Source organism: Aeromonas sp. HMWF014 (assembly GCF_963878295.1).
Taxonomy (GTDB): Bacteria; Pseudomonadota; Gammaproteobacteria; order Enterobacterales; family Aeromonadaceae; genus Aeromonas; species Aeromonas popoffii.
In genome coordinates this window covers 1-6,080 of sequence record NZ_CAWNYS010000412.1, presented here as the reverse complement: position 1 = coordinate 6,080, position 6,080 = coordinate 1, and the positions used below count along the sequence as shown (strand labels likewise).

Below are 6,080 nucleotides of genomic sequence, written 5' to 3'. Positions count from 1 at the left end.
GGGCGGCTTTGACGTAGTAGCCGGACTGGGGGCGGGCGAGGATCCGCCCCTGGCTCTCCAGCAACTGATAGGCCTGCAGCACCGTCATGGGGCTGAGACCGTGGGTCTTGCAGCTCTGGCGAATGGAGGGGATGCGCTCTCCCGGTTGCCAGATACCGGTATTTATCTGGTGTTGCAAACGGTCGGCCAGCTGGCGGTAGAGGGACATGGGATGACACAACTGTTATAGGTGTAATTGACTATAACTGCATCTGTTATAGGTGTCATGCTCCGTGGTGTACTTGTCTCGCACAAAACGTGCAAGACAAATACAACAAAAGAGAGTGACGCATGATCAATCCGGATGACGTGGTCAGCTTGTCGCGCCTGCAATTTGGCGCCACGGCCATGTTCCACTTCCTGTTTGTGCCCCTTACGCTGGGGCTGTCCTGGATCCTGGTGATCGCAGAGTCGGCCTATGTGATGACCGGCAAGGTGATCTATCAGGACATCACCCGTTTCTGGGGCAAGCTGTTTGGCATCAACTTCGTCATGGGGGTGACCACAGGCATTACCCTGGAGTTCCAATTCGGCACCAATTGGGCCTATTACTCCCAGTATGTGGGGGACATCTTCGGTACCCCGCTGGCCATCGAGGGGCTGATGGCCTTCTTCCTCGAATCGACGCTGGTGGGTCTCTTCTTCTTCGGCTGGGACAAGCTCTCCCGCGGTCAGCACCTGCTGGTGACCATGCTGGTGGCGCTCGGCTCCAACCTCTCCGCGCTCTGGATCCTGATCGGCAACGGCTGGATGCAGAACCCGGTCGGCGCCGAGTTCAACCTGGTGACCCAGCGCATGGAGCTGGTGGATATTGCCGCCGTGCTGCTCAACCCGGTGGCTCAGGTGAAGTTCGTCCACACGGTGGCGGCGGGCTACGTGGCGGCCTCCCTGTTCGTGATGGGGGTGAGCAGCTGGTATCTGCTGCGCCGCATGGAGGTACGCTTTGCCCTGCGATCCTTCGCCATTGCCTCCGGCTTCGGGCTGGCGGCCATCCTCTCCGTCATCGTGCTGGGGGATGAGTCGGGCTACCGCACCGGCGAGGTGCAGAAGGTCAAACTCGCCGCCATCGAGGCGGAGTGGGAGACAGAACCTGCGCCTGCGTCATTCACCCTGTTCGGCTTCCCGGATCAGGACGCCGAGACCACTCATGCCGCCATCAAGATCCCGTATCTGATGGGGATCATCGCCACCCGCTCCCTCGAGGAGACGGTGACCGGCATCAAGGATCTCAAGGTGCAGCACGAGGCGCGCATCCGCAGCGGCATGCTGGCGGCCGGGGCACTCGAGCAGATCCGTGCGGGCGACGATTCGGCCGAGAACCGTGCGCTGTTCGAGCGGCACGGCAAGGATCTCGGTTACGGGCTGCTGCTCACCCCCTATGCCAGCAATATCGCCAAGGCCGGTGAGGCGGAGATCGCCAGGGCGGTGGAGGACTCAGTGCCGCACGTTGCGCCACTGTTCTGGGGTTTTCGCATCATGGTCGGGCTGGCGATGCTGATGCTGGGGCTGTTCGTGGTGAGCTTTGTCCAGCTCTGCCGCAACCGCCTGCAGAGCTCGCCACGCCTGCTCAAGACATTGATCTGGAGCACTCCGTTGCCCTGGATAGCCATCGAAGCGGGCTGGCTGGTGGCCGAGTTCGGTCGTCAGCCCTGGACCATCAGCGACGTGCTGCCGGTGTCGGCCTCGGTCTCTTTGCTGCAACCGGGCCAGCTCTGGTTCAGCCTGATCGCCATCTGTTCTATCTACACCCTGTTGCTGGTGGTGGAGCTGTTCCTGCTGTGCCATGTGATCCGCAAGGGGCCCGCCATACTCCATACCGGCCGTTACGCTGGTGAACAACCCGAATTTATGAGGATCGCCTGATGGATTACGCAACCCTGAAACTCATCTGGTGGGGGCTGGTGCTCTTCATGATGGTCGGCTTTATCGTGATGGATGGCTTCGATCTGGGCATCGCCATGCTGCTGCCGGTGGTCTCGAAGGATGATGAAGACCGGCGACTGGTGATCAACAGTGTAGGGCCGGTATGGGAGGGCAATCAGGTGTGGCTGATTGCCGGGGCTGGTGTCCTGTTCGCCGCCTGGCCGCTGGTCTATGCCGCCGCCTTCTCCGCGCTCTATGTGCCCTTCATGTTCCTGCTGTTCGGCCTCTTCTTGCGTCCGGTCGGCTTTGACTATCGCAGCAAGTTGGCTGACCCTGTGTGGCGCCGCTGGTGGGACAGAGCCCTGGTGGCCGGTGGCCTGGTGCCGACCCTGGTGCTCGCCGCCGCCATCGCGCTGGTGATGCAGGGGCTGCCGTTTCGCTTCGACAGCGCACTGCGGCTGCACTACGGCGCGTTCAATGTCCACTGGGGCTGGCTGCTCTCGGTGCTCGCCACCGCCATCACTCTGTTGCTGCTGCACGGCGCCAGTTTCCTGCAAGCCAAGGTGGAGGGGACCCCTGCGCTGCGTGCCCGTGGTCTCGCCATCCTGCTGGCCCCGCTGGTGACCCTCTGCTACCTGCTGGCCGGCTGGCATCTGCTCGACTTGCCCGGCTATCAGCTGACTGGCCTGGCGGGCCAGCCCTTTGATCCCAATGCCGCCATCAGCCCGCTGATGAAGGGGGTGATCCCCCAGGCCAGCGGCTGGCTTGGCAACTACGTCGACTACCCGCTGCTGTGGCTGGTGCCGCTTGTCGGGGCACTGGCACCGCTGGCAAGCGGCATCGCCGCCTGGCTGGAGCAGGGACGGATTGCGCTGCTGGCCAGCGGGCTGGCTTGCGCCGCCATGCTTTGCTCGGTGGCCATCGCCCTGTTTCCCTTTGTGCTGCCCTCATCCCTCGATGCGGCCAGCAGCCTGACCCTGTGGGATGGCACCTCCAGCTACAAGACCCTGGCCATCATGTTCGGGATGTGCTGGTGCTGATGCCCATCAACCTCGGCTACACCGGCTGGGTCTACCGGGTGGTGTGCGGCAAGCTCGACCGCGCCCGCATCAAGCGCGACAGCCATCAACTCTACTGACCTCAAGGGAGCCTTTATGTGGTATTTCACCTGGATTTTGGGCCTGGGTTTCGCCCTGCTGCTTGGCCTGTGCAACCTGCTCTGGCTGGAAGCGCGCTGGGAAGCCGATGAACGGGACGACAATCCGCCCCACCGCTGACCCCCGTCGGCTGGGGAATGCGCCCAGGTGCATAGCCCCAGCCAACTTCTGTTGTCATACAACCGACAGCTAATGGTGATGCAACAGACCTTGAAAACGGTGGCGCTGGCCATCGGCTGCGCGCTCACCGCCGCCCAAGCGAATGCCGAACCCGTACAACTGACCCCGCAGGACAAAGCCTCTACCCAGCGGGTGCCCGGCAGTGGCGGCGTCTACCTGCGCTTTGGTCAGGCGGGGGCCAAACGCGCATCAGGTCGATGTTATCGGCATCACCCACTTTCACACCGCTCATCTGGCCGACTTGCACAACAGGCAAAAAAAACAGGGCGTGAAAAGAGATGAGCGGCCCTTATACCTCGCAGTTGGGGGCTCACATGTTCTTAACTGACCTTCATTACGGCATGGGCCGCTTGTTTTTATGTGGCAAAGAGATAGGGAGGTGTTGTTCAAGAGTGGGGACAAGCTTGCGCCATGCAGGGCTGCACGGCGGCAAGTGATACAAGGGCAGATCAGGCATCCAGCGGTTGATAGCCGCGAATATTGCTGCTGGCAAGCCAAGGCTCGGCCCTGGCGATAAAGTCGATGAAGTGGGGCTGCTGCTGGTGGGCGGTGAGGGCGGATCCGCTCTCCCACTGCTCGTGCAGCATCCAACTGTGGGGATTGTCCCGATCCTGATGCAGCTGATAACGCTGGCAACCTGCCTCTTGCCGGGTGGCCGCCATCAGCGGCTCAAGGGCGGCGCGAAACAGATCGGCATATTCGGGTTTGGCTTCAAGCTGGGCAATCACAATCACGGGTGATGACATCTGAACCTCCTTGGCAAAAAAAAAGGTCAGTATGCCTGTCGCTACTTGCTGAAAACAGGGAGCTGGTCGCAAAACAGTATTGAGGGGAGAGCCAATGAAGGGGCGGAAGCTTTGCCGCCCCGTGCCATCAGACGCGGACCGGTTCCGACCAGACGACAAATTCATTGCCGCCGGGTTCGGTAAAGTGGAAACGGCGGCGGCCGGGAAAGTCGAACAGCGGTCGTACTATGGTACCACCCATAGTGGCTACCTTGGTTTGGGTCGTCTCAATATCCGTGCTGTAGAACACCAGCAGAGCGCCGCCCTGAGGTGTCTGGTTGCACTGTTCGGCTCGATAGAAACCGCCAGCCAGCCCACCATCGGCAAAGGCGCAGTAGTCGGGGCCGTAATCGACAAACAGTCAGCCAAATACGCCCTGAAAGAAGGCCTTGGTGGCCGTAAGATCCCGCGCTGCAAACTCCACATAGTGCAGTTTTTCATGGGCTTTCATATGGGTTATCTCCGTTAGCATCGCTGCACAACATCATGATTTAGCCGCGACCGGCCGCAGCGATTGATGACTGGATCAGCTCTTCATAGATATCCGCTTGTCCAGCTGGCAGGAGTTGCCGGTGAATCTCGCGACGTTTGGCGGCATTGCAGAGCCTTTCAGCCAACCAGCCGGTCAGATAGAGCGATGATAGGCACCCTCCTGCGGTGGCGATATTGCCCTCGACCACCAGCGGTTTATCTTGCACATTCACCCCCATGGTGAGCAGGGCTGGCTTGGCATCTGGATGAGTCGTGGCTTGCTTGCCATCGAGCAGACCCAGTTTCGCCAAGATAAAGGATCCTGCACAGATAGAACCAATCAACTGTTTTTCAGGATCCAGTTTGAACGAGGACATAAATTGCGGGTCGGCCAGTACTGTCGGAATGCCTTTTTGCCCGCTACAGAAAATGATGGCATCGGCATCATTAGCCGCCAGAAGATGGCCATCGGTAGTGACTGAGTTACCCAGTACGGAATGGTGGCTTGGCTTTGTACCCAGAACTTTCACCACCCAGTCGTGCCGGGTTCTGCCAAGGATGTCTTTTATCAAGAAAAAATCGATATCGGTAAAGTCATCAAAAATAATAATGGCGATGGTATGCATCCAATCTTCCTGCCGTTTTGCTGGGATTTCCGGTAGTGAGCGATGGTCATCGCTCTTCTCATTATGGTTAGCGGAGGCTATTTGAACTCTTCGCCATGGTTTTTCAGTCACTCCAGCCCAGCGATGTCATGACCGCTGACCCCGGAGAAAAATCCGTTGAGAAACCCCCTGAACTGGCCGCAGTGGGTCTGGGGATAGGGCTTCTGCTTTCTCCGCTCTCTGTGCTCTGCATCCACCCCGCAGCAGGGGCAAAACTGTTTGGTCATGCCTGATCCTTGGTGCTGCGGGTACCGACATGTTCTGCCAGCTGCTCCCACCGGGTCAATACAAGCTGCTTGCGCCTAAGCCAGAGCCAACTTGCCATAAAAATACCGAATAATCCGGCAAATAGGGCTGTTTGGCGCAGGGAAAATAGCGGATCGATCCCCATGGGTTGCCAGCTGAAAAACCACATCAACAGACCCCATAACAGCCCTATGCTGATGCCAAACCCGAGAACGTTGGTTAGCCAGCCCTGATAGTGAGGGGGTTTGACTGGGCAACCCAGCCTGCGCAGCAACCTGAATAAGGGGGGATTGTAGTTGGCGTGCCATACCCCTTTGCTGGCCAGCTCCTGATGGGCTGCTGCCAGTCGCTCTTCGAATGTCATGGTATTAATCCTTGTTAAGGTTGGCGTCATACGATGCCGTATTGGCTGCATTGTACCGGTAAAGGACGAGGGTAGTGTGAGCAGGCCATCACGTTATTTATCTGTGCACACGAAGATGTGGCACCAGAGCTCACTTGCTAATCCAGCGCGGCTGCACCTATAAAGGTCCATCACTCTTGTCTGGATAACAGCAATGAAGACCCATTCTGATGAACTGACCCTGTTTGTGGCGGTGGTGGAGGCGGGCAGTTTTCGCCAAGCGGCGGAGAACCTGGGGATGGACAATTCTGTGGTGAGCCGTGGCATCAAG

Annotated in this window: 9 protein-coding genes and 2 pseudogenes; 5 read left to right on the top strand and 6 right to left on the bottom strand. The window is 59.1% G+C overall.

Going from position 1 to position 6,080, the window contains the following annotated elements:
- Positions 1–208 (bottom strand): GntR family transcriptional regulator (locus tag AAC083_RS16525; RefSeq protein WP_146181703.1); only part of this gene is annotated, 208 nt, incomplete at its 3' end.
- Positions 209–330: 122 nt separating this feature from the next.
- Here AAC083_RS16525 and AAC083_RS16520 point away from each other — a divergent pair.
- The 4 genes and pseudogenes from AAC083_RS16520 (at position 331) to AAC083_RS16505 (ending at position 3,521) form a co-directional block, all read left to right on the top strand.
- Positions 331–1,902: a cytochrome ubiquinol oxidase subunit I gene (locus AAC083_RS16520; RefSeq protein WP_108537180.1), complete on the top strand. Its 1,572-nt coding sequence runs from the start codon at positions 331–333 to the stop codon at positions 1,900–1,902.
- Positions 1,902–3,040, top strand: a pseudogene (gene cydB, locus AAC083_RS16515) (cytochrome d ubiquinol oxidase subunit II). Before AAC083_RS16520 ends, cydB begins: the two are co-directional and overlap by 1 nt.
- A 16-nt stretch (positions 3,041–3,056) precedes the next feature.
- A complete protein-coding gene (gene cydX, locus AAC083_RS16510) occupies positions 3,057–3,179 on the top strand; it encodes a cytochrome bd-I oxidase subunit CydX (protein ID WP_108537179.1) in 123 nt (40 codons plus the stop codon).
- 78 nt (positions 3,180–3,257) lie between these two features.
- Entirely contained in the window at positions 3,258–3,521 is a 264-nt protein-coding gene (locus AAC083_RS16505) for a hypothetical protein (protein WP_258224729.1), read from the top strand.
- Positions 3,522–3,688: 167 nt separating this feature from the next.
- On the opposite strand, the gene AAC083_RS16500 is transcribed toward AAC083_RS16505, so the two are convergent.
- The 5 genes and pseudogenes from AAC083_RS16500 to AAC083_RS16480 all read right to left on the bottom strand — a co-directional run bounded on the left by AAC083_RS16500 (position 3,689) and on the right by AAC083_RS16480 (position 5,770).
- The gene (locus AAC083_RS16500) at positions 3,689–3,985 is read right to left on the bottom strand and encodes a putative quinol monooxygenase (protein ID WP_108537178.1); all 297 of its coding nucleotides are present in this window, start codon (positions 3,983–3,985) and stop codon (positions 3,689–3,691) included.
- 127 nt (positions 3,986–4,112) lie between these two features.
- Positions 4,113–4,475: pseudogene (locus AAC083_RS16495) on the bottom strand (VOC family protein).
- Between the two features lie 40 nt (positions 4,476–4,515).
- On the bottom strand, positions 4,516–5,121 hold the full coding sequence (locus AAC083_RS16490; protein WP_108537177.1) for a DJ-1/PfpI family protein: 606 nt from the start codon (positions 5,119–5,121) through the stop codon (positions 4,516–4,518).
- 107 nt (positions 5,122–5,228) lie between these two features.
- Positions 5,229–5,387: a hypothetical protein gene (locus tag AAC083_RS16485; protein ID WP_181364786.1), complete on the bottom strand. Its 159-nt coding sequence runs from the start codon at positions 5,385–5,387 to the stop codon at positions 5,229–5,231.
- The gene (locus AAC083_RS16480) at positions 5,384–5,770 is read right to left on the bottom strand and encodes a DUF6404 family protein (protein WP_108537176.1); all 387 of its coding nucleotides are present in this window, start codon (positions 5,768–5,770) and stop codon (positions 5,384–5,386) included. The genes AAC083_RS16485 and AAC083_RS16480 overlap by 4 nt, the downstream gene beginning before the upstream one ends.
- Before the next feature lie 193 nt (positions 5,771–5,963).
- On the opposite strand from AAC083_RS16480, the gene AAC083_RS16475 reads away from it, so the two are divergent.
- A partial coding sequence (locus AAC083_RS16475) for a helix-turn-helix domain-containing protein (protein ID WP_146181702.1) occupies positions 5,964–6,080 on the top strand: 117 nt, incomplete at its 3' end.